At 43.1% G+C, this 22563-nt stretch carries 22 protein-coding genes and 3 pseudogenes; 6 read left to right on the top strand and 19 right to left on the bottom strand.

Annotated features, from left to right (window positions below; genetic code table 11):
• Positions 1-34 precede the first annotated feature (34 nt).
• The 6 genes from purU to PKHYL_RS13485 all read right to left on the bottom strand — a co-directional run bounded on the left by purU (position 35) and on the right by PKHYL_RS13485 (position 6860).
• The gene (gene purU, locus PKHYL_RS13460) at positions 35-964 is read right to left on the bottom strand and encodes a formyltetrahydrofolate deformylase (RefSeq protein ID WP_240365379.1); all 930 of its coding nucleotides are present in this window, start codon (positions 962-964) and stop codon (positions 35-37) included.
• 199 nt (positions 965-1163) lie between these two features.
• Positions 1164-3848, bottom strand: coding sequence for an Ig-like domain-containing protein (locus PKHYL_RS13465; protein WP_240365380.1), 2685 nt, complete (start codon positions 3846-3848; stop codon positions 1164-1166).
• Positions 3849-3904: 56 nt separating this feature from the next.
• Complete coding sequence (locus PKHYL_RS13470; protein ID WP_240365381.1) at positions 3905-4192, bottom strand: hypothetical protein; 288 nt, start codon at positions 4190-4192, stop codon at positions 3905-3907.
• Positions 4189-5286, bottom strand: a complete 1098-nt coding sequence (locus PKHYL_RS13475) for a hypothetical protein (RefSeq protein WP_240365382.1) — start codon at positions 5284-5286, stop codon at positions 4189-4191. Before PKHYL_RS13475 ends, PKHYL_RS13470 begins: the two co-directional genes overlap by 4 nt.
• A gap of 19 nt (positions 5287-5305) precedes the next feature.
• A complete protein-coding gene (locus PKHYL_RS13480) occupies positions 5306-5830 on the bottom strand; it encodes a hypothetical protein (RefSeq protein WP_240365383.1) in 525 nt (174 codons plus the stop codon).
• Between the two features lie 10 nt (positions 5831-5840).
• Positions 5841-6860, bottom strand: a complete 1020-nt coding sequence (locus tag PKHYL_RS13485; protein WP_240365384.1) for a hypothetical protein — start codon at positions 6858-6860, stop codon at positions 5841-5843.
• A 485-nt stretch (positions 6861-7345) separates the two neighbouring features.
• Between PKHYL_RS13485 and rpmB the strand changes: the two genes are divergently transcribed.
• Both rpmB and rpmG read left to right on the top strand, forming a co-directional pair.
• Positions 7346-7582: a 50S ribosomal protein L28 gene (gene rpmB, locus PKHYL_RS13490; protein WP_057761372.1), complete on the top strand. Its 237-nt coding sequence runs from the start codon at positions 7346-7348 to the stop codon at positions 7580-7582.
• A 127-nt stretch (positions 7583-7709) separates the two neighbouring features.
• Positions 7710-7865, top strand: coding sequence for a 50S ribosomal protein L33 (gene rpmG / locus PKHYL_RS13495; RefSeq protein ID WP_010201403.1), 156 nt, complete (start codon positions 7710-7712; stop codon positions 7863-7865).
• A gap of 107 nt (positions 7866-7972) precedes the next feature.
• On the opposite strand, the gene PKHYL_RS13500 is transcribed toward rpmG, so the two are convergent.
• The 13 genes and pseudogenes from PKHYL_RS13500 to ispH all read right to left on the bottom strand — a co-directional run bounded on the left by PKHYL_RS13500 (position 7973) and on the right by ispH (position 18067).
• Entirely contained in the window at positions 7973-8284 is a 312-nt protein-coding gene (locus PKHYL_RS13500; RefSeq protein WP_071003085.1) for a hypothetical protein, read from the bottom strand.
• A 218-nt stretch (positions 8285-8502) separates the two neighbouring features.
• On the bottom strand, positions 8503-8814 hold the full coding sequence (locus tag PKHYL_RS13505) for a hypothetical protein (RefSeq protein ID WP_058024609.1): 312 nt from the start codon (positions 8812-8814) through the stop codon (positions 8503-8505).
• Positions 8815-8920: 106 nt separating this feature from the next.
• Positions 8921-9250: a hypothetical protein gene (locus PKHYL_RS13510; protein WP_071003769.1), complete on the bottom strand. Its 330-nt coding sequence runs from the start codon at positions 9248-9250 to the stop codon at positions 8921-8923.
• 157 nt (positions 9251-9407) lie between these two features.
• Entirely contained in the window at positions 9408-10097 is a 690-nt protein-coding gene (gene rpe, locus PKHYL_RS13515) for a ribulose-phosphate 3-epimerase (protein WP_240365385.1), read from the bottom strand.
• 113 nt (positions 10098-10210) lie between these two features.
• The gene (locus PKHYL_RS18245; protein WP_332835971.1) at positions 10211-10423 is read right to left on the bottom strand and encodes a TIGR03643 family protein; all 213 of its coding nucleotides are present in this window, start codon (positions 10421-10423) and stop codon (positions 10211-10213) included.
• Between the two features lie 296 nt (positions 10424-10719).
• Complete coding sequence (fghA, locus tag PKHYL_RS13525) at positions 10720-11610, bottom strand: S-formylglutathione hydrolase (protein WP_071003079.1); 891 nt, start codon at positions 11608-11610, stop codon at positions 10720-10722.
• A 98-nt stretch (positions 11611-11708) separates the two neighbouring features.
• Complete coding sequence (locus PKHYL_RS13530; RefSeq protein ID WP_240365387.1) at positions 11709-11984, bottom strand: hypothetical protein; 276 nt, start codon at positions 11982-11984, stop codon at positions 11709-11711.
• Entirely contained in the window at positions 11981-12292 is a 312-nt protein-coding gene (locus tag PKHYL_RS13535) for a C13 family peptidase (protein ID WP_240365388.1), read from the bottom strand. The genes PKHYL_RS13530 and PKHYL_RS13535 overlap by 4 nt, the downstream gene beginning before the upstream one ends.
• The gene (locus tag PKHYL_RS13540; protein WP_240365389.1) at positions 12289-13188 is read right to left on the bottom strand and encodes a hypothetical protein; all 900 of its coding nucleotides are present in this window, start codon (positions 13186-13188) and stop codon (positions 12289-12291) included. Before PKHYL_RS13540 ends, PKHYL_RS13535 begins: the two co-directional genes overlap by 4 nt.
• A gap of 317 nt (positions 13189-13505) precedes the next feature.
• Positions 13506-15467 carry a molecular chaperone HtpG gene (htpG, locus tag PKHYL_RS13545; protein ID WP_071003076.1) on the bottom strand — a complete coding sequence of 654 codons (1962 nt, stop codon included), beginning with the start codon at positions 15465-15467 and terminating at the stop codon, positions 13506-13508.
• Positions 15468-15929: 462 nt separating this feature from the next.
• Positions 15930-16745: a thioesterase family protein gene (locus PKHYL_RS13550; RefSeq protein ID WP_071003074.1), complete on the bottom strand. Its 816-nt coding sequence runs from the start codon at positions 16743-16745 to the stop codon at positions 15930-15932.
• A 64-nt stretch (positions 16746-16809) separates the two neighbouring features.
• Positions 16810-17058, bottom strand: coding sequence for a hypothetical protein (locus tag PKHYL_RS13555; RefSeq protein WP_058024603.1), 249 nt, complete (start codon positions 17056-17058; stop codon positions 16810-16812).
• A 53-nt stretch (positions 17059-17111) separates the two neighbouring features.
• Positions 17112-18067, bottom strand: a pseudogene (gene ispH, locus PKHYL_RS13560) (4-hydroxy-3-methylbut-2-enyl diphosphate reductase).
• 351 nt (positions 18068-18418) lie between these two features.
• Between ispH and gmk the strand changes: the two are divergent.
• The 4 genes and pseudogenes from gmk to PKHYL_RS13595 all read left to right on the top strand — a co-directional run bounded on the left by gmk (position 18419) and on the right by PKHYL_RS13595 (position 22560).
• Positions 18419-19046, top strand: a pseudogene (gmk, locus tag PKHYL_RS13565) (guanylate kinase).
• A 176-nt stretch (positions 19047-19222) separates the two neighbouring features.
• Positions 19223-19483 carry a DNA-directed RNA polymerase subunit omega gene (gene rpoZ / locus PKHYL_RS13570; RefSeq protein ID WP_071003070.1) on the top strand — a complete coding sequence of 87 codons (261 nt, stop codon included), beginning with the start codon at positions 19223-19225 and terminating at the stop codon, positions 19481-19483.
• Positions 19484-19833: 350 nt separating this feature from the next.
• Positions 19834-22035 (top strand): annotated as a pseudogene (locus PKHYL_RS18250) (RelA/SpoT family protein).
• Between the two features lie 144 nt (positions 22036-22179).
• Positions 22180-22560: a RidA family protein gene (locus PKHYL_RS13595; RefSeq protein ID WP_058024599.1), complete on the top strand. Its 381-nt coding sequence runs from the start codon at positions 22180-22182 to the stop codon at positions 22558-22560.
• The last annotated feature ends 3 nt before the right edge of the window (positions 22561-22563 follow it).

Below are 22563 nucleotides of genomic sequence, written 5' to 3' on the forward strand. Positions count from 1 at the left end.
GACCGCCTTTCTTACTCAATTTTCTACTGATTTTTTAGTTAAAAACTACGGTCTTGTTGCCTGCCACAATCACACGGTTTTGCACATGCCAATTGACAGCACGTGCCAATACATTACGCTCGATATCGCGCCCAATCGCCCGCAACTCTGTTACCCCTTGGCGATGGGTCACACGGTGTACGTCTTGCTCAATAATAGGCCCTTGATCCAGCTCAGCAGTCACATAGTGCGCTGTTGCGCCAATCAGCTTGACGCCTTTATCATAAGCCTGACGATAAGGATCTGCACCCATAAACGCAGGCAAGAACGAATGATGGATATTAATCACTTGCATCGGCCAACGCTTCACGAAATCAGCTGACAATATCTGCATATAACGCGCCAACACTAGTAAGTCATTACCCGCCATCAGCTTATGGATTTGCTCCTCCGCTTCTACCTTATTTTCTTTGGTCACGGGCACATGGTGAAAGGTAATGCCGAAGTTTTCTACCGCTTGGCGCAGGTCAGGATGGTTACTCACCACGCAAGTAATCTCGCAATCCAGCAAGCCACGCTGGTGACGCCATAATAAGTCCAATAATGCATGATCAAACTTTGAGACCAAAATACCCACTTTGGTCTTCGTGGCATTGTTATGCAGACGCCAGTCCATGTTATGGCGTTTAGCCACAGTATGTGCAAAGCTGGCTTCAAAGTTCTCAATGATATCGCTCAAGCCTGCCAACGCAAATTCCAAACGCATGAAGTACTGCCCGCCCTCATGCGCGGTGGAGTACTGATCTAGGGTAATGATATTCGCGCCATAGCGATGAATAAATTCAGAGACTGCCTGTACGATACCCGCCTGATCTTTGCATTTGATGAGCAATGTCGCTGTATCGATGGTGCTAGGTATCTGTTTACTCTGAGAAGCGATGTTTGTTGTACGTGATGATGAAGCCGTTTTGGTATTGTCTGACATAATACGCCCAATATAAAAAATGATGACTGATCGCTGAAGTGACTGACAGCGGAGTAAACCGGTTATTTTAATCTTTTTTGCGATGCTTTGCTGAGCGAGTTGGTTGTTTTTGGTTATTTAGCTATTTGAAGATGCAATGCAAAAACCCCTGACATGTGGTCAAGGGTTTTGAAATATCAACTTTCAATGTTTACCAATATTATTCAACCTTTATAGTTCTAGTAAAACCTGCTCCGTTGCTAACGATTCCTAACGTGGCCCCTAATTCAAAGGCTTGATTGAAGTCTACAATATAACTGTTATAACCTTGCGATTGTGTATTTGGTCCGACACCATTAATCGATACTGCATAGCTTGGCTGATATGGTGATAGTCTAACTGTTGTATTACCACGTGGATAAGCATTAGTAGAGTTAGCATCAACACTAACACTCATATTATTTACACAAGTAGCTCCACCCGTACCGAATGGGCTTGCATTATCTATCCAAGGCGTGACTAAACTGGTTTCGCTTATTGACGAATCATTTACCTCACTAAGCAGTTGATAGTTAATACTCTGTGTATTTTCACTACCATTAACGAAGGTTGATGCATCAAAGCGTACTTTTACCCAGTTAGAATAACGTAGTGGATAACGGATTTCGAAATCAGCACGCCCTTCGTCATCAGTAATAAACGTATAACCATCCTCTGAAACAGTACCACCAATAATTGCAACTGGATTAATTGGATCTAGCTGTTTATTACCAATAATAATATTACCATTAGCATCAACATTTTTGTCAATATCTTCGTCTTGATCTAACGTATAGTTATAGTTTAGATCTTCTGTGTTGATCCATTCAGACTGCAAGAAAATAGGCGATTTTTCAGAGAACACTTTAGGCTCAGGTGTCGTAGTAATATCCTGACCATTCTCATCCTTTTCTTTAATATCAGCCGCTTGATAGGTCACTGTGCTGTCTAACAAACAGACTCTACCTTGAGCATACTGTGTAGCATAAGACTTAATTGACACTTTTTGATTCGGGACAGCGCGTCCTGAGCCATCCATAACCGATATCGAGCCACGAACTGTGTAGTAGATGTCGTCAGAAGATATTTTATTAGCAAACGTCAATGTCGTATAAACAGCATCTTTTGACACGGTAATAGTAGTGGACTTGCTACCAATATTGTTAGGGTCATTCAATAGTCGAGCGTTGAGAGTCACACCATTGATCGGTGAGCTAGCATTTGCCAAATACACTACACGTGCTTGACCTTTACTATCAGTGATAGCAGTTGCAGCAGACAATCGTCCTGCTGAAGAATCAGAAGCACGGCTAAAGACGACTGTCTGGCCTTCGACTGGTACATCATTTTTATCTTTGACAGTTGCTACAAGCTCGGTACTGCTACCTGGCGTAATCACTGATCTTACCGCCTGGAACAGTATCTTAGCTGGTGTAGTGGCTCTAAAACGCGTATCCACGGTTGTTTGATACTTGAGCTGACCGTTATTCATCTCACCAAGTACCGTCGCCTGCAATACTGCTGTGCCAGCAAGTGCAGAGTTCAGTACGACTGGAACTGTAATAATATTACCTTGAATATTGGCAGCCGTTATCGCTTGGGTCGAGATGACATCATTGTTCGCAAACGTTCCAATCGTTGTTTGTACTTCTAAGAGCTTACCAATAAGTGCATTCGCCTCAGCTACAGAGTTAGTGCGAATCTGTATATTAATATTCTGAGCCATATTAACATCGTAAACATCTTCAATATCGATGAAGCTAATACCCGCTTGCGACACCTTAACCAAATCAATGCTACTGGTACTACGCTGCGTGGTCAGCTCTCGCTCACCCACTGCTCTCACAAAAACACGTAAGTTACCATTGCTATCAAAGCTCAAATCACTTTCGTTAACTGTAAAGCTAGCTTTACCCTCTGAATCGGTGGTCGCGGTTGCATCACTAGCGATAAGGTTGCCGTCAGTATCAATAAGCTCTACTTTAGCATTTGCAATCGCAAGTCCCGTCCCATCAGTTAAAGTAGAAGACAGGGAGGTTGTACTATTATCTTTGAGATTTTTTTCAGATGCTGTAAGGGTGAGTGTTGTGCCAATTGCAGATAAGCTCAGAGACTTTTGTTCACGCACCTGCATATTGACAGTACCATCTATATCATATTGCGGCGTGACGATTTTGGCATTAATCACTACACTATGATTAAGGCGAGCATTGATACTATTAGCTGCTAACAATACACCCACATCAACCCGACCACTACTATCGCTTACAACTGTGCTCGATGTGGTCAATGCTGCTCCGCTTGACTCTAGGTTTTCGATGCTTAACTGTACTGGCACACCTGTGAGAATCCCACCGTTATTATCTGTTACGATGAATGAAGCTTGGGTCTGGTCGCCACCTGTAGTCAATGTTGGCTTATCAGATGACGCGATTAGCTGGTAGCTCTCAATTGTAGACGTATCCACTGCTACAATGTAGTTTTGCTCCAATTTAACATTTTCAGCTGTAGTAGTAGTCGCAGTTAATCGAATACCTGACTCTAGCGTCGCTTGGTTAACATTGGCACCATTTTCAAGAGTCAAATCAAAAGTCGCTACACCATCGCTGTTAGTGACGGCTGTGCCTTGGCTGACTGTCACGCCTGTACCAATAGGGTCGTTGACATTTAGAGTGACGGAACGACCTGCAATACTCTTGTCGTCTTTAGCAACGCGTACGAATACTTTGAAGGTATCCCCTTTGGTGTCAACAACTTTATTTGCGCCAACAGTGAGACTTTCAGTTGTACCTGTTGGTATATTGGTACGGACAGTACTCGTCTGCGTCACAATATTCCCACTACTATCAGCTGCAGATAATGCCACAATAAAACTTGTACCTAATGCAGTCTTTTGGTCTTCGGTTAAGTTGTTTGGTACTGCTAGAGTAAATACAGCCTTACCTGAATCATCAGTAGTCTGACTGCCACCTGTAGCCAGTGTAACGCCCTTACTTGCAATAGAGGCTGGCAGTGCGAGGAATACTTTTGTCCGCTAATCACATTGCCTTTGTTATCTTTTGCTATCACTTCAACCTGTGTTTCACCACCATTTAGGTTTAAAGCACTTACTGAATTACCCAGTAAAGAGATGGCTGCTGTCATAGACTGAACTTTGACATTGACTTGTTGTTGCTTGCCAGTCAATGTCTCTGTCAAAGTGGCGGTCAATACTTGCTTGCTAAGCGCTTCTTTTGCTCATCATTCAAGTTATTTGGAACTACAACATTGAAGCTAACCAAACCATTAGCATTTGTACTAGCAGTGATATTTGATGACCCAAGCTGACCATTTACTGTGAGCAGGCTTGCTAATTGTGGATTATCAAATACCAACTTCACTGTCTGATTAGCGACTTGCTCGCCAGATGACTGATTATTTAGCTGTGCTTGGATAATGGCAGTACTACCCACATTGTTTAGGATATATCCTGCTTGATTATCAATATTATTGGTGGCGTTCAAGATATTTAAACTAACGCTAGGCGTAGTGATTTTTACTTTCTGTATTTCTGAATTATAAGAAACGTTGTTTTCAGCATACGTTAGCTGATAGTTGATACCAGTGTTCTTTAAATCCGCTCGCTGTACAGCTGTTAAACCTTTAGGTACGTTAACAGCAAAAATCGCCTCACCATTAAAATCTGTAGTCGCTGTAGTTTGAGTGACTGTAACACCGTACTCTAGTGCTTTTGCACCTAGCTGGATAGTGACTGTTTTGTCTCTGACCGGCTGAGCAGTATTCTCTTTAGAGGTCAATCTCACACCAATATTACCGCTACCGCCCAACTCACTAATTTCTGGCGTTGTGATAGAAGCGAACTGTATACTGGTTGCTGGCTGCTCAACGTTTACTTTCTGAATAATTTTGGACTGAGTACCATCTTCATCAGTCAGTACTGCAGTGTAGGCAATACCTGTTTTAATTAATTGATCACGCTGTGCTTGGGTTAGGTTTTGACTAATACGAACGGTAAACTCTGCCACGCCATTGCTATTTGTGGTTTGTTCGTTACCTTGAATGGTAATACCTGTCGTAAAGCCTTCGTTAATAACAAGCTTGACTGTGCGTCCTACAGCAGCGCTGCCATCTTTACGCTTACCTAGAATTTGCAACTTAAACTGCTCATCTAGTATATTCGCAATTGCAGGTACGCTTTGCGCAGTCAATGTAATATCGCTTTGTCCGATATCTGCCCCTATACGGATACTTTCACTGCTGGCGGTACTTGGTACTCCCGACGCTTCTGTTATATTTGCAGACAATACAAAACTACCTGCCTTTTCAAGCTGGGCTTTTTTGTGACACAGTCAAGTTATTAGGCACCCGTACCGTATAGCTAACTTCACCTTTAGCATTGGTTGTCTGTTCTGAGTTGTTCTCTAGAGTTAGTAGACCTGCATCAGCTAGGATTTTTGGTAAACTTGCTATTACTTTTTGCCCTTCAACTACACCACCGCGGCTATCATTGACACGGAAGCTGATCACTGCACTGCCACCTGAACTCGATAGCTCTTTTTTGCTGCTTTCGTTAAAGTTAATTTTGTATTTCGCAGTTGGAACAATAACTACGCTAGAAGAGCTTACTGTTGCTGTCGAACGGTTTGGTTCTGTGAGCACGACAGTGTAGCTAATACCCTTTTCTGCAAGCTCTTGACGTTCATCGGCACTCAACGCCGATGATATGGTTAATGCTACTGTCGCTTGACCATTGGCATCTAATACTAACTGTTCATTTGCTAGGCTGACACCTTCAAAGGCATCATTTAGCTTGATTGTTGCCTTTGCACCATTAATTTGAGTCGACACATTTGTATTTTTAGGTGAGGGCAGTGATAGTAAGCTGCTGTGTATCACCATAAGCGCTAAGCTGCGTTGAATTTCCTGAAACTTTTAAATCATAGTCTGAAACAGGTAATGCAACAGGGAGCTTGCCAGATATGAGCTTAGTGGCCCCACTATTTTCTTTGATATTGATAGCATATACGATACCTTGAAGCAGTTTATTACGAGTCGCTGCAGGCAAATTGCTATCGATCTTAAGATTAAAAGTAGCAACACCTTTGGCATCAGTCATTTGGCTAGCAGTATCGACAGAGACACCCTCTATCTGAGCGAGTCCGAGACCAACCTCAACATCAGGAGCCAGCGCTCCTTTTTCATTTTTCAGCTGCACACTGATTACTGCTGTGTCGCCATAAGGGTTCAGCTTATTATTAGAGACAGAGCTGGTATCAAGACTTTGAGTAACACTCAGTTTACTTTCAGTGACCTGAGTACCATCTCCACTTCCCTCTCTACTAACAGAAACTTTTAACTCCTGCGGTGCAACAGCTGTGCCATCGGCTTTATTAGCAGTAGCTATTAATGTAAAGCCGTTTGCAATTAACATCTCTTTATCTAAGACTGCCTGCGGATTCAGCTTTAGTGTATATACAGCATTACCATTGCTATCAGTCACTTGAGTACTTTGACCTTCAATAGTGATACCATTAGTTTCAGAATTCACTACTTTCAATGTAACTGCTTTGCCGATCATTGCACCACCTGAGCCCACCTCAGCAGCTTTTACTGTTACATTAAAAATAGCCTGCTCATCAGATAGCTCGATGATAGTAGGCGATGTGCTAAGCTTCTGTAAAAAGAAATCAGGTTCAACTTCTGGTGTCTGCTCACCGCCACTATCACTACCATTATTTTCGTCAGGCTGCTCAGGGCCCAAATCAGGCTCTGGCGCAACCGTATCCGTGCCCCCACCACCACAACCCGCCAAGGCCAATGATAAGGTTAGCGCTGTCAGTTGAAACAATTTAGAAGTAGGTAGCAAATGATATGACATGTTTTTGACTCCGCATGAGCAGTAATTTATTCGAGCAAAAAGGCAGAAAACCATTACACAGAATTAAATAAGATTGGTAATGATACTTAGATTTACAGTGATACCGATGTATTAACAGATTGTATTAAATATATAACAGCAACTTTACTGACTTTTGTTATAACTTACAACTAAAAATTAATCTTTACTATTAAACAATCAACAACATAGCACGCTCATTTCAGGGTATAATATCTCTCCTTTAAACCAACAACTATCATAAAAATATTTGAGTATTCGTCTGTTTTATGGTATAAATGTCGGCTTTAAAATTTTCTGAATTGGTCAGCCTGTTATTTGCCTTTAGATAACAGTAAAACCAGCTCAACCTTCATATAGTTTTGTTTGGTGCAAAGCTGCCGCTTGCTGTGTCCATGCCGCATAAACGTGCAACTTGCCCAGACTGGTATGAGAAAAACTCATGCCTCATAGATTAGGAGTTCGCCATGTCTCGAGTTTGCCAAGTGACTGGAAAGCGCCCTATGGTGGGTAATAATGTTTCGCATGCAAACAACAAAACCCGTCGTCGCTTTCTACCAAACCTTCACAACCATCGTTTTTGGGTAGAGTCTGAAAACCGCTTTGTACGTCTACGTGTGTCTACTAAAGGTATGCGCATCATTGACAAACTTGGTATCGATAAAGTGTTAGCGGATCTACGCGCACAAGGTCAAAAAGTTTAAGTTAAAAATAGCAGCTGAGTGATGACTCTCATTATTTAGCTGCTGTTTTGCTACATTAGCTGTGGCAACTTGCTCTTTGAGACACGTACCTATCGTTTGAAGACCCCTCATTTACAGGAAAGCTATCATGAGAGATAAAATTAAATTAGTATCAACAGCTGGTACTGGGTATTACTACACCACTACTAAAAACAAGCGCACTATGCCTGGCAAAATGGAAATCAAAAAGTTTGATCCAAAAGTACGCCAGCACGTGATCTTTAAAGAAGCTAAAATCAAATAATCTTCATTTTATCAATGGTATTATTTGAACAAAAAAGGGTTTATCAATGGATAAACCCTTTTTTTATGTTTGTATATTTAGCTATCTTCAGCTCACTAATAACTAGATCAACTGTAGTGCGTTGGTTCTTTATCATATACATGCGCATGCCACTTACTCATTTGCTTTTGCATAATGACCTGAATCGCAGCATGAATCATGTGTTGACCAATCACTTGAGTGTCACTACCAAGTAGCTCTTTTAGCTTGTCAGAAAAGTCGATAGTCATCAGCGGCGCTTCATCTTGCTCGGCATCACGCAACAACAATCTACCATCATCTGCTTCCACTAACTCTAAGGTGGTTTCTTTGGCAAACCCTGCAAACTGATCGCTACTTTCGTTGTCTACTTCTATATCATTATCGATATCATATGGCATTAATATGTTCCTTATTATCCCGTTTAGTACTGGTAGAGAAACTAGTGATTGCAAAGCCGTTATTTATTGAAAACAAACGCATTCGGCAAATCTATCATCTTACAGTAACGCGGGTAAATCTGTCTTACTCATACAATGGACGCTTTAACACTAGAATTCAAGGGCTATCACATCAGTCTTCACTATAAAAAACTTGGATGCCTTGCAATAAGGACACATTAGCGCCAATAGCGCAGTTTCGCTAACGTAAATAAGAAAGCAACGAACATCCCAAGGTAATAGACCAGTTTTAGCTCAAGGGTGGGATCGCGGTATTTAAAAGGCAGAGCAACAGTCGCCGTTGCAGTCGGAAGTATCAATAGCATCAGCAGCCAGTTCTCAATCACATTGAGCCAACCCTGTAAATCCGTCCCGTTACGCAGTGAAGCGAGCCCCATCAAAAGACAAGCTATGATTAAGCTGGTAAATAAGCCATTTGGTAAATCTTTTGGATAGATAATTTTGGCAATACTGGCCGGTACAATTCGCATATAAAATTCCAGCCATGCACATAGAACATGGCTTAATGATTAAAAAGTATAAAATAGCACGTCACAATGCAAGCATAAAAAAGCACTATATTTATAGCAAAACCCTTTAACTATAAGTGCCCATCAGCCATAACATCGATACACAAGAAGTCAAATAGCCCAAACTAATGGCATTCCAGCTCTCGATATGCAGTCCTTTAACCTTGTTGACTATACGAGAACCTACCCAAAAAAACAGCGGAATACCTAACATGAACGCAGGCACAATGACCGCAGCATGGCGCAACACTGTTCCGACATCATCACCCACCATCAAACGAAAGCCATAACCTGCCAAGCTCAGTACCAGCGCAAATATAGCCATGCCAATGGTAATACCTTTGGGCACCAAGCTACGTTGTGTCTCACTTTTCGGTGTCTGATCAGTATGTTTCATCGTCTCAGAAGGTTTCCAATGAGTTGGTAGAATGTTTGTTGTCCATGATTCACCTTTACATGACTGGCCACTGCGCACAATTGCAAATGATATGGCCTACTTCAATACTGTTTTTTGGTCGCCAACACCGTTTATCGATCATGTCACAATATGCAGATTAGCTATTATTGGCTAAAGCCAACTCTGCGCGCATCTCATCAATAGCCGCTTTATAGTCTTTTTTGGTTGAATATCGCAGACCCAGCGACAAACATGTCAGCCCTGCTTCAGCAATCGCACGAATGTTGCTGGCTTTGACACCGCCATCTACTTCTAATCTGATATCTCGACCACTGGTGATGATACGCTGACGTACCTGACGTATTTTGTCTAATGTGTTATCGATAAACGACTGACCGCCAAAACCAGGGTTAACACTCATCAATAAAATTTGATCCACTTTATCCATCACACAATCTAGATGGTGTAACGATGTGGCAGGATTGAGTACCAAACCGCACTCTGCCCCACCATCTTTGATAAGCTGAAGAGAGCGATCAACGTGATGACTGGCTTCTGGATGAAAGGTGATGATACTTGCCCCCGCTTCCAAAAACTGCTCAATCATACTATCGACAGGTGATACCATCAAATGGACATCAATTGGCGCCTCCACACCATAGTCACGCAGCGCCTTACAAATCATGCTACCAAACGTCAAATTGGGTACGTAATGGTTGTCCATGACATCAAAATGAATCACATCAGCACCCGACTCTATTACCTTCTCCACTTCTTCGCCCAACCGCGCAAAGTCAGCTGAGAGTATCGATGGGGCAATAAGATAAGGTCTAGCAGGACTGTTCATAATTGGGCTACCTAATTCATGTTTATATAAGATATGGATAGATTAAAAGAAAATTCTAATTGGCTCACATATGCTGCGAGCCTTTGACATATTGATACTAAATACTTAGTTGTTTAGCGCTGCTTGTATTGGGTCTTACAATAAGCACGACCAACTTCGAAAGAGCGCTTTGCCTCATGCTTGGTAGCACGATTACTCACGCGCTTGCGGCATAAACGAAAAGATGATGGCTTTAGCTCTTGGCGCATGAGCTTGATAACCGCAGTCTCATCGAGACCATAGCTATGCTCTATCGCACCGAATGGCGTTCTGTCTTCCCATGCCATCTCTATCACGCGAGATATTTGCGTCTCATCAAGTACTCTCTCACCTGCATCGTTGACGGTTTTTGCGATATACTCTTTTGCTTTCGCTTCGGATACGTGGTCACTATCGACATCATGTTGCTTTTTTTGCCAAAGCAGCGTCCATATCCGCTTGCATCGTTGCCCTTGTAGAGCGTGCATCTACTGATTTATCTTTCACGTTGGAAGCTGTCAAAACTTGATAACCTGCCATAAAAATCACCTTTTGAGCAGGAATGAGATAGCGAAAAACATATCACGGTCATCTGAATGACCTCTTAGCTCATTTGAGCCATATGCCAATGATGTTCGATATGATCATTAATCACCGTTTGGATAAAATAATAGCTGTGGTCATGCCCCGCTTGATAGCGTAATGTTAAGGGCTGTTCGGCTTTTGCACAAGCGTCTTGTAGTTTAGAAGTCTGTAGCTGACCTTCTGCTAAGAAATTATCAGCCGCGCCTTGATCAACCAAAATGCTCGCATACTGCTGACCCACTTTTTCGATCATCTGCGCCGCATCGGCTTGTACCCATAGAGACTTATCATCACCGAAGTACTCTGTATAGGCAGCTTGTCCCCAAGCAGACTCACTGGCGGCACACACTGGCGATAACGCCGATACGCTGACAAACTTACTTGGGAACTTAAATCCTAGCAATAACGCGCCGTGCCCACCCATCGAGTGCCCTGTAATACCGATGCTATCGATAGGAAACTCTGAGCGTAATAAGTCATATAGCTCATCAACGATGTAACTTTGCATATTGAAGTTGTCTGACCACGGTGCTTGAGTGGCATCAACATAATAGCTTGCACCTTGACCAACAAAATAGCGCTCATCATTTGGTACATCGCTGTCTTCACTACTTCTAGGCGAAGTATCAGGTGCGATAAGTATCATACCAAGCTCGCTACATTTTTGTTGAAAATGACCTTTATGCGTCACATTGTCCGCGTTACACGTCAGACCCGATAGATATAATATCGCAGGACAACGTCGTCCAGCCAAGGCCTCATCAGGTAGATAAATACTAAACGTCATAGAGGTTTTGGTAGACGTCGATTCGTGACTATAATAATGCTGCTCACCATTAAAACAGCGATTTACACTTTTTTGGGTAAGCTGTTTATGGTTAGACAAACTATGACTATAAGAATTCTGCATGAGTGATATCCTTTTTATTCAAAAAACCAACGATGGCGTTTAATAAGTACTCGTTATTTGATACTAGCATTTGCCAGTTACTAGATCATTTCTCATATTTATTCGGCAGCTGCATCTACTTCGCCTACCGATAGATTAGCAGTAGTTTCAGGTAAAGCATTGACGGTCGTAGAAGCAGTATTATTCGTAAGACTTGCAACTGAAGGTCGCGCTTTATCAAACAGCACTTGCTCAAATGCAGGTAAGGCGGTTTCCATCAAACTGCCGATTACCATCTGCGGCTCTGATGGCTCAAACCCCATTGCGCTCTCACGCTCATTGACACGTATACGAGCATCCTTAAAAGCCGACTCAAAACTGGTATTTCCTCTCAAGCTTTCAGCAAAAATGCTTGACCAAAATACGTCATCTCAGCCGTATTGGTACAACCAAAAGATGCTTTGTCAGCGGCTGATGCCGTTATCACCACTGTAGTCGGAGACGCTAGTTCATCGATGAATGAACCCGAATAACAAGAAGATACCACAATCACACGCCAGCGAATACCCGAGGCATCCAGTGCTTCACGAAGCCATGCAGCATCTAGATTGTCCATCGCGATTGGCGGATTCGCTAACTGAACGATATCCTCGTTACCATGTGAAGATAGCGTCAAAAACAACACATCTTCGTCAGCATTCATCTGCTGACCGATTTTTTCAAGCCGCGTAGGATGCTGGTTTTGGTCGCAATTGGCTCGTCCATCCAACTATACGTATTATTAATCAAAGACAACGAGTGCCCGCTGGTCCCAAAACGCACATCAAACAGCTCACGCACTTTATTGATCTCAGAACGAAAGACGTTTTGACCAGAGAACCCTGCCACACCCATAAAGTACCAGTCGGTTTTGCCATCGATACTTGGGTCTATACTATTTAATGCTTGCTGTAATAAACGGGGCTGCTCATATAGTGCCGCCTCTTCCAACACAGGCTCTACTGGAATTTGCTTAAATATAGGCTGATCAGCGACATTGCGCTGCCAGATCGTCAACAATGCCACCGCCCCAACCAATATGATGATTCGCTCCCACCATGGTATACGCAGGCGACGAGAAAAAATCCATAGCAAAGAAAGCGTCTGCCATAAAAACAATACCAAAAATAGTATGGGTAAAAACGAGTAACTCCACTCAGGTAACCAGCCATAGCTACCAAAAAACTGTACCAAGCTCTGCAATAATGCAGATAAGGTATCAGCAACCAACCAAAGAACGACGGGCACAAAAACCAGTGTCTGATTGCTGGCTCGCCGTGCCAAAATAATACCGCTTAATAAAATAATCATCGGCCAGATCAAATAACTGACCAGCCCCTGCTCATTGAATATACTACCACTTTCAGCCGCCAACCACGAAAATAGGACGTTACTACCAAGTGCCAATAAGGCAAATACAGCAAACTGCATAAAGGTGGGCTTTACCCAAGAAAACGCCCGAGTTGAACCCACCAACATCCACAAAGTTGCGATAATATTGGCAGCGAAATTAAGCGAAAAACGCTGGAGCGATACGGTTTTTAACGACGTAAGTGACAAAGACTTAGACCTCTAGCCAGTCGAGAAAAATAAAATGACCCAATGATAACTATCATGATGTCGTCGCCGCTTGATGTAATCGACTTACGATTTTTTCACGGCTGTAGACATCTATTTATATTGAATTCACGATGGAATGTTTATCGAAGATGACTAGCATTAACCAATAGTTTAGCTCGCTAATCTATCGCGATTGTAACGGATTGTCGGTCAAGAGGATAAGGATGATTTGTAAAATTCATTCAAATATGACCATAAACCTCAATAAAAAAGGAGGCCTTGCAGACAAGACCTCCTTTTACATCAATTACCAGACATTATCTCATCAATAGCTCATTAACGCGCTTTAGATAAGCGGCTGGATCCTCTAACTGCCCGCCATCTGCTAACAACGCTTGATCAAAAATGACTTGCGCCAAATCATCAAACTGCTCGCTGCTCTCAAGCTTCTTAATGAGTGGATGATCAGGATTGACCTCTAGCGTTGGCTTACTTGCTGGTACATCCTGACCCATTTGCTGTAGCATCTGAATCATTTGCGGTGATAGCTCACCTTCACCAACGACTAAGCAAGCAGGGCTATCAACCAAACGTGTTGAAACCTTAACATCTTTAGCACGCTCGCCTAACGCAGTTTTAAGCTTATCAACGACAGGCTTTAGGGTTTCTTCGGCTTTCTCGGCTTCGGCTTTTTCTGCTTCATCCTGCAAATCGCCTAGATCTACGGCACCTTTGGCAATGTTTTGCAGCGGTGTGTCATCGAATGAGGTTAAGAAGTTCATTGCCCATTCGTCAACACGGCTGGTCATCAAAATAACTTCGATGCCTTTTTTCTTAAACAGCTCAAGTTGCGGACTGTTTTTTGCTGCAGCTAGATTATCAGCCGTTAAATAATAGATGGCTTTTTGCCCATCTTTCATACGGCCTTTATAGTCTTCAAAGCTGGTCTCAAGGCCATCTTGGGTGCTGGTGGCATAACGCAATAGCTTAGCAATACGTTCTTTATTACCGGCGTCTTCACCCAAGCCCTCTTTGATGACATCGCCGAACTCTGCATAGAACTGGGCAAATTTTTCTTGCTTGTCACTGTCTTCGCTATTGGCAAGGCTGGCCAGCAAAGTCAAGATACGGCGGGCGTTACCATCACGAATAGATTTTACATCGCGCGACTCTTGTAATAGCTCACGGCTCACGTTCAGTGGCAAGTCTGCTGAATCGATCACCCCTTTCACAAAACGCAAATACATCGGTAATAGCTGCTCAGCATCATCCATAATAAAGACGCGCTTCACATAAAGCTTTAGACCGTGCTGCTGCTCGCGAGTGTATAGATCCATCGGGGCTTTTTTAGGGATATATAAAAGCTGCGTGTACTGTACGCGGCCCTCGACACGGTTGTGCGTCCACGTAAGCGGCGCGTCCATGTCATAAGTGATGTTTTTGTAAAAATCAACATACTCATCATCGTCGATTTCAGAGCTTGAGCGTGTCCATAGCGCACTGGCTTTATTGATGGTTTCCCACTCATCCGTCAGTACCATCTCGCCACCAGTAGGCGTGTCATCATTTTCGTCATCGACGACATCTTCTTGCCAGATCTCTTTACGCATCTGAATGGGCAGACTGATATGGTCAGAGTATTTATTGACCAAGCGCTTGATCTTGCTGCGGTCTAGGTAGTTATCTTCGCCCTCGCTATATTCTTCTTTTAGGTGCAAAGTGATCGCGGTACCGCGCGTGTCTTTGGTAATAGGCTCAACCGTAAAGCTACCAGTACCATCTGATACCCAGCGCACGCCTTTATCAGCAGGCTCACCCGCTTTACGTGATTCAACACTGATGGTGTCAGCCACGATAAAACCTGAGTAAAAACCAACACCGAATTGACCAATTAATTGTCCGTCTTGTTTTTGTGATTCAGACAATTTGTCTAAAAACGCTTTGGTGCCTGATTTGGCGATGGTACCTAAGTTTTCGATGGCATCGGTTTCATTCATCCCAATACCGTTATCAGTAAAGGTAATAGTTTTGGCGTCTTCATCGACGGCGATACGGATTTTTAATTCGCCATCGTCTTCATAAAGGCTATCATCATTGGTGGCTTCAAAGCGCAGCTTATCGCAAGCATCCGACGCGTTAGAGACGAGCTCACGGACAAAAATATCAGCGTTAGAATATAGTGAATGCGTGACCAAGTGCAGTAGCTGGGCGACTTCTGCTTCAAACGTATGTTTTTTTAATTCTGGATTCAGACCTTCAGCTTGAGTTGCTTCACTCATAAAAACTCCTTTAAATTCTATGAAAGACCTATTATCAGATAACGATATACTCACTAAGACCGCTCTCATAATGTTAGAGACCCTGCCGTATGTGATACCGTTAAACTGTCTATACTAATAGGGTCATTGAGAAAAAATTCAAGCTCAAAAGCCCTATTCAATAAAAAACACCGCGCTTGTTTATCAAGGCGGCGTTCTGGTATCAGTCATTTTTTAGCGCAAGAACAAAAGCTAACCACTATTCTGAATAAGCCTCTATTAATAACTCCCAAATAGTCGTCAGTTTTTTGGAAAATTGAGTATATGCTTTCATAGTCACCTCTATGTCGATTGATATCGTCTGGTTGGTAATATCGTCTTATTAGCTACTATTAAAACCATTTCTCCAATATTTGTATAATTAATTGATTACAACATATCGTTTCGTTTTCCAAAATTACTAGACAGTTGATTCTTTCTCTTTTAACGTGGCATCGGGCGGATGGTCAGTATTTGCTCGCTACGACCAAAGGGACCATGCACATCGTGGAGCACAGCACTGGTCAGCCCGATACCATCAGCGCCATACTGCTGTACCGCCTCGATACCGAGCCAGCGACCTTTAGGGACACGGTGCATATGGATTTGCAGGTCTGTATTGGGAAACATCCACTCTAGTTTTGACAGACCTAAACCCAGTCTTGGTACCACGCCATTGGCCGTATCGACCATGCCCAGCAGATGCACCATATCATCAGTGGGTACGCCCTCTACCATCTCGACATCGTTGGTTATCCAAACCATGCCGCGACCTTCTCGGCGATCTGGAGCGGCCACCAAGCGCACACTTTCGATAAAGCCGCCCGGCCAGCCTTTCATGTCTTCCCAAACGGGCAACTCTTCAGGTTTGTATTTTGCTGGTTGATCTTCAAGTCCAGCAATCTCACTAGTATCTTGCGTAATCAGTCGCCATGCTCTTGCAATAATGGCATCTCGACCACGGCTACTCATAACCGCTTCAATCAATTCAATGGTTTTACCTGGTCGGATGCAGCGAGTAGTAATGGTAAAGTCATCGAGCGGTATCAGGCCTAAAATATCAAGACTGACACGAGCAATACGGGTATTGGCTTGCGGCGCAAAGTTATTAATCTCAGCTGTCAGAAGACCTGTCGCTGGTGCCATATGCTGCTCATGCTCATTCCAAGCGCCTTGTGCATGCTTGGTTGGCTGGTAATGCGCCAGACTAACTCCGTCTTCTGGCTGTTCGCGTTTAATAAATTTGTAATAAGCAGTCATAACTATTCTCTATTTCCTATATTTGGCATTTTCACCTATATTTTTTTATTTATGCTTGTATTTTCTATTTATGGGTAAGCTCTTGTTTTCTTAGTATGAGAATACCGCGAGCTTTTTGTATGAAGAACAGTAAGCAAATCATTATGACTGCGAGAACAGCGTAAAGAACGCTTTTTTCTGCCATAAACTTCATGATATTCATAAACAGTACAAAGACCACTGCCACCATGACAAGCATATTGAGTTTCAGTTGCTTATTCACTTCAGCGAGCGTGGCTTCTGCCAATACAAATCTGGCTTTTGGTTCTTTCATGCGAGCTTATCCATATAAATGATGATTCATACAAATACGAGGGCGTGTCCTAATTACTTACCAACTTGGGTGACAGGAATCCGCAAGGCTTTCGGCAGACTAAACGTTACGTTTTCTTCAATACCAGATAGCTCACTAGGCAGATCGCCCCCCAGTCCTGCAACTGTTGTAACACTTCTTGGATCAGCACTTCAGGCGCGGATGCGCCAGCGGTCACGCCGATACTCTGCACACCATCCAACCAACGCTTATCCATCTCACTAGCGTTATCAATTAAATATGCACGGCAATTCATACGCTCAGCAAGCTCGCGCAGACGATTAGAGTTTGAAGAGTTTGGCGAGCCGACGACTAAAACGACTTCGCAGCGACTGGCCAAATCTTTTACCGCATCTTGGCGGTTTTGGGTGGCATAACAGATGTCGTCTTTACGGGGACCTTGAATACTAGGGAACTTTTCACGCAGTGCATCGATAACACGAGCCGTATCATCCATCGACAGGGTTGTTTGAGTCACAAAAGCCAAGCGTTCGGCATTTTCCACAGTGAGAGCAGCAACATCAGCTTCGTCTTCCACTAAATGGATTTGCCCACCGTTTTTTGCATTGAATCGACCCATCGTGCCTTCTACTTCTGGATGTCCGGCATGTCCTATCAACACGGCATCCATACCGTCTTGTGCAAATTTTGCCACTTCAATGTGTACTTTAGTGACCAAAGGGCAAGTGGCATCAAATACGGTAATATCACGGCGACCAGCTTCATCTTCGACTGCTTTAGAGACGCCGTGAGCAGAGAAAATCACCACAGACCCATCCGGTACTTCGTGAAGCTCTTCGACGAATACCGCGCCCCGATTGGCCAAATCCGACACCACAAATTTATTATGTACAACTTCATGACGGACATAGATGGGTGGCTCAAAACGTATTAGTGCTTCATTAACAATCGCAATCGCACGGTCCACACCAGCACAAAACCCACGGGGATTGGCAAGATAAATTTGCATAAAAAGGCCTATCGTCGGATAATTTATATCTAAAGCTTATGTATAAAAGCTTTGATTCAAAAGTTGGGGCAAAATCAATGCTCTACTTTAGCATAATTTGATTTTATTGCCCTCAAAAATAGCAGCGCACTCATTGCAATATGTCAGGTGCAAACATCAACATGCTAGCTACATATTGCAAAACCCACTTTATCTCATATAAAAGCAGTTTATAATGACGCAACTACGATGATTTCTATCGCCATACATGATGGCGTTTTTTCTTTTCCAGTCTCTACCACTGACTGAATCGTCTTTTAGTCTGTTACTAAGACGCATTTTACTAGCACATATTCCATTAGGATAAATTGTATGACAGGTTCATTATTTATTGTTACTGCCGCCTCAGGTACGGGCAAGACCTCACTGGTTAAGCAATTACTTGCTACGACCAACGACTTAACGGTCAGTATCTCACATACGACTCGCACCCCGCGCCCAGGCGAGATTGATGGTCAGCACTATCATTTCACAGATACTGATAGTTTTACCAATGGTATCAATGCGGGTCTATTTTTAGAGCATGCAGAAGTATTTGGTAACTATTATGGCACGTCAGAGAAAAGCGTACGCACCCAACTAGCAGCGGGGATTGACGTTATCTTGGAGATTGACTGGCAAGGGGCGACGCAAATCAGAGAAATCTTTGCCGATGCCATTATGATTTTTATTCTACCACCCAGCATTGCTACATTGCGCCAACGTCTCTCAACCCGTGCGCAGGATTCTGTAGAAGTGATAGAGCGCCGTCTAGCTGGCGCGGTCACCGAAATGGCACAATACGTAAATGCTGACTATGTCGTGATCAATGATAATTTTGATGTAGCCTTAGCTGAGCTAGAAAGCGATTATCGTGGCGGATAGACAAACCCTTAGCCGTCAGCAGCAGCGTTATCATCGCACGATTAGCAACTTGCTAAATAAGCAAGTAGAAGAGTAAACTAGGCTACAATGCTCGTCAGGTGCTTATCTAACAAGTAGATATAAAAAGCAACTACGCGACTTGGCAAAAAATGCTATAATATTTAGCTATCCCCTTTTATGTATTTGATATTATTTTTTATTGAGGTGGCGGGCAAGGTCCGTGGCTAATAAAAACAACCGAGGTAGCTATTTATGGCACGAGTAACGATTGAAGATTGTTTGGATAATGTTGATAATCGCTTTGAGCTAATTTTGGCCGCAAGCAAACGCGCCCGTCAATTGGCCAAAGGTATTGCCGAGCCGTTGGTTGATGTCGATAATGACAAGCCTACAGTATTGGCGTTACGTGAAATTGCCGCTGGAAAAATCACCCGCGACATTCTAAATCAACCAGAGCATAACTTTGCAACGAGCTCATTAGATTTAGCATTGTCAGGCGATCATAGCTTCTAAAAAGCTATTTTTGATAAGGTTTGTTTTGCCAAGTCTTTGAAGCTGATAATGGCTTTATAAGATAAACATAACTTTATTGATAACAAAAACCACAGCATAGGCTGTGGTTTTTTGGTTGTAACTGTATTGTATTTGCTGTTTTGATAGCCATTTATCTATCAAAATAGCCCACTGAGTCAAATTTTTTCATCGCCTACTCGCTTATCAGTTGACATTGAATGCGATTTGCGATTAATTAGAGAATGGCCTATCCCTACTTAAGTTTCGTATGGTTGGTCAATATTCAGTCACCATTCACTGCTTACTTCAATCCATAATCAAGTCAGTCATGGACAATAGGATCGTCATTTATGAGTCAAACCCTACCCAAACTCAGTCATCATCTCGTCGATGACGCTCAATATAACTTGCTGCGTTCAGTCGGTTATCTCACTGCTGCTGAGCGCCGTGACATTGTTGATGCCTGTGAGTTCGGTGATATTGCGCACATTAAAGACAAGCGTAAATCAGGGGGAACCTTATATCACTCACCCTATCGCAGTGGCTGAGATACTGGCGGGCTTTCGCTTAGATCGAGATACCATTATTGCAGCGATTTTGCATGATACGGTCGAAGACACCGACGTGAGTGACGAGCAGCTCGAGCAGCGTTACGGCAAGATAGTGGCTAGGCTGGTCGATGGTGTGACAAAACTAAAATCCTCCCTCTCACAATAAGCAGCAAAACAAAGCCGCGACCTTTCACAAAATTTTAACAGCCACACTCGCAGATCCACGGGTACTTATTATTAAGCTTGCGGACCGCCTGCATAATATGTCCACGCTTGATGCCGTGCGCCCTGAAAAACAACGTACGACAGCACAAGAAACGTTAGATTTTTATGTGCCATTTGCACGCTTGATGGGTCTTAATGATATCGCCGATTATATTGAGGTGCTGTGTTATCGTAACCTTGATTCTGATATGTACAACAAGATATCTGATAAGCTGCTACAGCATGGACTTGGGCGTAATTTCCAAAGAGAAGCCATTCATCGTTATCTGAGTATCGTGCTTAATAATTTGGGGCTCAACGGACTGGTCAAAGTGTTAGACAATCGTGTGGTCATTTACCGTCAGTTTTTCCGCAATCGCGGAGAAATTAACACGCTGCTACGTCACTATGCATTTGAGATTGTCCTCGATAATATCGAAGCTTGTGACAAGTTGGCGTATTATCTTATTAAAAAGTATCAAATTGATGATACGCACATTGCTGATAATATTCGCAGGCCGTTACCAGGTGGCAATCAATCACTCACGCTCATTTATGAGCGCGACAACGATGTCGTAAAAGTGACTATTTTGACCAAGCAAATGCAAAGTGCTGCAAGGCTCGGCGTTATCGGTGCAGAGCACGCCTCTGAAGTCAGTCAATCAGTTATCCAAGCGTCACTGCGTAACATGAAAGACTTGGTCGATGAAGACAACTTAAATGAGAATAGTCCTAACTTTTCAGCAGCGGTCTCGACTATTAATGAGCTGATGGATTATTTGCATTCGAGTAAGATTATTTGTTATAGCCCGCAAGGTCGTGCCTATGAGCTACCACAAGGGGCAACAGCATTAGACTTTGCTTACGCAGTCGGGCCTATGGTTGGTAACGTCGCTGTCGGTGCCAATATCGATGATAAAGCAGCAAAACTCGGTACCGTGGTAAAAAACGGACAGTCCGTTGAAATTGAGATAAACAGTCACTCAGAACCAAAAGCAGAATGGTTAGGATTTGTGGTGACCAACAAAGCGCGTGAAGAGATATTACGTTGGTTCAAAGACTTATCTACCGCTGACAAGCAGCATCATGGTCGTCAAGCGTTAGATCGTGCCCTTAAAACCTATCAAAAAACGCTCGATGACCTAACAGAGGGATGATTGGAAAGATCTGACTGAATGGCGCGGTGTGACTGAAAAAACGCCCTATTCGAACAAATAAGCTCCGGTACACTACTGCCACAGCTTGTAGTCACTCGTTTGTTTAACGATGAAGTCAGTGACGTACAAGCCAAAGCGCACAACGAAGACATGACACAGCCACAGCAGCTGATCGCCAATGCCTCTGGGGTTGAGCTCGATTTTGCTAACTGCTGTCATCCAATCTATGGTGACCCTATCGTTGGGCACTTATCTCGGCACGGCTTGGTCGTTCATCGACACAAATGCTTTTCGCTTGACGACATTCGTAAAGACAATCCCTATCAGGTGATTCAACTGCGTTGGCGCAGTGATAACGCTGTAAAACAAGGTGAAACAGACGAGCATGATATAAAAAATAGTGGCAAAATACGTTTTCCTGCTTACTTAAAGCTGTCTATTGCGCTTAGCGATGAGCAAATCAGTAAAGTGATTTATCATCTGCGCCAGCTGCATATGGGGGTTGAAACCGTTGACGTGCGTAATAGTGATACTATCATCCATATCATCGTACGCAGTCGCAATCACTTGGCTCAAGGCATTCGTGAGCTGCGTTCATTACTCGGCTTCCCCTAACATCATACGGCTATATCAATTATAATAACCCTGCCTGTCTAGCAAACTCTTTGTCTAGTCAGATTTGAACGCATCGCGCTGAGGTTTTGACAATCTCTAAAACAATAATAGGCACTGTTGCTTGTCAGTGAGCAACAGACCAACCAATAAAATACGAAAAGGACATAATATGACTCGTCAAACAATCCAAACAGATAAAGCTCCCGCAGCTGTAGGCACTTACTCACAAGCCGTAAAAGTTGGCAACACCGTTTATATTTCAGGTCAGCTTGGTTTTGACCCTGAAACCATGGAATTAAGAGAAGGTTTTAAAGCACAGGCTGAGCAAGTGTTCGAAAACATTAAAGCGATCTGTGAAGCGGCTGGTGGTAGCATCAACGACGTGGTTAAATTTAATGTATCTTTGACTGATTTAAGTGACTTTGCGGTTTTAAACGAAGTATTTGTGGCGAACCTAAGCGAGCCATATCCTGCTCGTGCTGCCGTACAAGTCGCAGCCCTACCTAAAGGTGGCGTGGTCGAAATCGAATCTATCTTATATATTGACTAAACT

The sequence above is a fragment of the Psychrobacter sp. KH172YL61 genome (assembly GCF_007182895.1).
GTDB classification, from domain to species: domain Bacteria; phylum Pseudomonadota; class Gammaproteobacteria; order Pseudomonadales; family Moraxellaceae; genus Psychrobacter; species Psychrobacter pacificensis.

What these genes read in the sequence shown, in the direction of transcription:
- PKHYL_RS13500 (WP_071003085.1), bottom strand. Translation starts at nt 8,284, where the DNA reads ATGCCATATGATATCGATAATGATATAGAAGTAGACAACGAAAGTAGC.
- PKHYL_RS13485 (WP_240365384.1), bottom strand. Translation starts at nt 6,860, where the DNA reads ATGTCATATCATTTGCTACCTACTTCTAAATTGTTTCAACTGACAGCG.
- rpmB (WP_057761372.1), top strand. Translation starts at nt 7,346, where the DNA reads ATGTCTCGAGTTTGCCAAGTGACTGGAAAGCGCCCTATGGTGGGTAAT.
- rpoZ (WP_071003070.1), top strand. Translation starts at nt 19,223, where the DNA reads ATGGCACGAGTAACGATTGAAGATTGTTTGGATAATGTTGATAATCGC.
- PKHYL_RS13535 (WP_240365388.1), bottom strand. Translation starts at nt 12,292, where the DNA reads ATGAATGCTGACGAAGATGTGTTGTTTTTGACGCTATCTTCACATGGT.
- rpe (WP_240365385.1), bottom strand. Translation starts at nt 10,097, where the DNA reads ATGAACAGTCCTGCTAGACCTTATCTTATTGCCCCATCGATACTCTCA.
- PKHYL_RS13595 (WP_058024599.1), top strand. Translation starts at nt 22,180, where the DNA reads ATGACTCGTCAAACAATCCAAACAGATAAAGCTCCCGCAGCTGTAGGC.
- PKHYL_RS13555 (WP_058024603.1), bottom strand. Translation starts at nt 17,058, where the DNA reads ATGAAAGAACCAAAAGCCAGATTTGTATTGGCAGAAGCCACGCTCGCT.
- rpmG (WP_010201403.1), top strand. Translation starts at nt 7,710, where the DNA reads ATGAGAGATAAAATTAAATTAGTATCAACAGCTGGTACTGGGTATTAC.
- PKHYL_RS13505 (WP_058024609.1), bottom strand. Translation starts at nt 8,814, where the DNA reads ATGCGAATTGTACCGGCCAGTATTGCCAAAATTATCTATCCAAAAGAT.
- PKHYL_RS13510 (WP_071003769.1), bottom strand. Translation starts at nt 9,250, where the DNA reads ATGAAACATACTGATCAGACACCGAAAAGTGAGACACAACGTAGCTTG.
- purU (WP_240365379.1), bottom strand. Translation starts at nt 964, where the DNA reads ATGTCAGACAATACCAAAACGGCTTCATCATCACGTACAACAAACATC.
- fghA (WP_071003079.1), bottom strand. Translation starts at nt 11,610, where the DNA reads ATGCAGAATTCTTATAGTCATAGTTTGTCTAACCATAAACAGCTTACC.
- htpG (WP_071003076.1), bottom strand. Translation starts at nt 15,467, where the DNA reads ATGAGTGAAGCAACTCAAGCTGAAGGTCTGAATCCAGAATTAAAAAAA.
- PKHYL_RS13550 (WP_071003074.1), bottom strand. Translation starts at nt 16,745, where the DNA reads ATGACTGCTTATTACAAATTTATTAAACGCGAACAGCCAGAAGACGGA.
- PKHYL_RS18245 (WP_332835971.1), bottom strand. Translation starts at nt 10,423, where the DNA reads ATGGCATGGGAAGACAGAACGCCATTCGGTGCGATAGAGCATAGCTAT.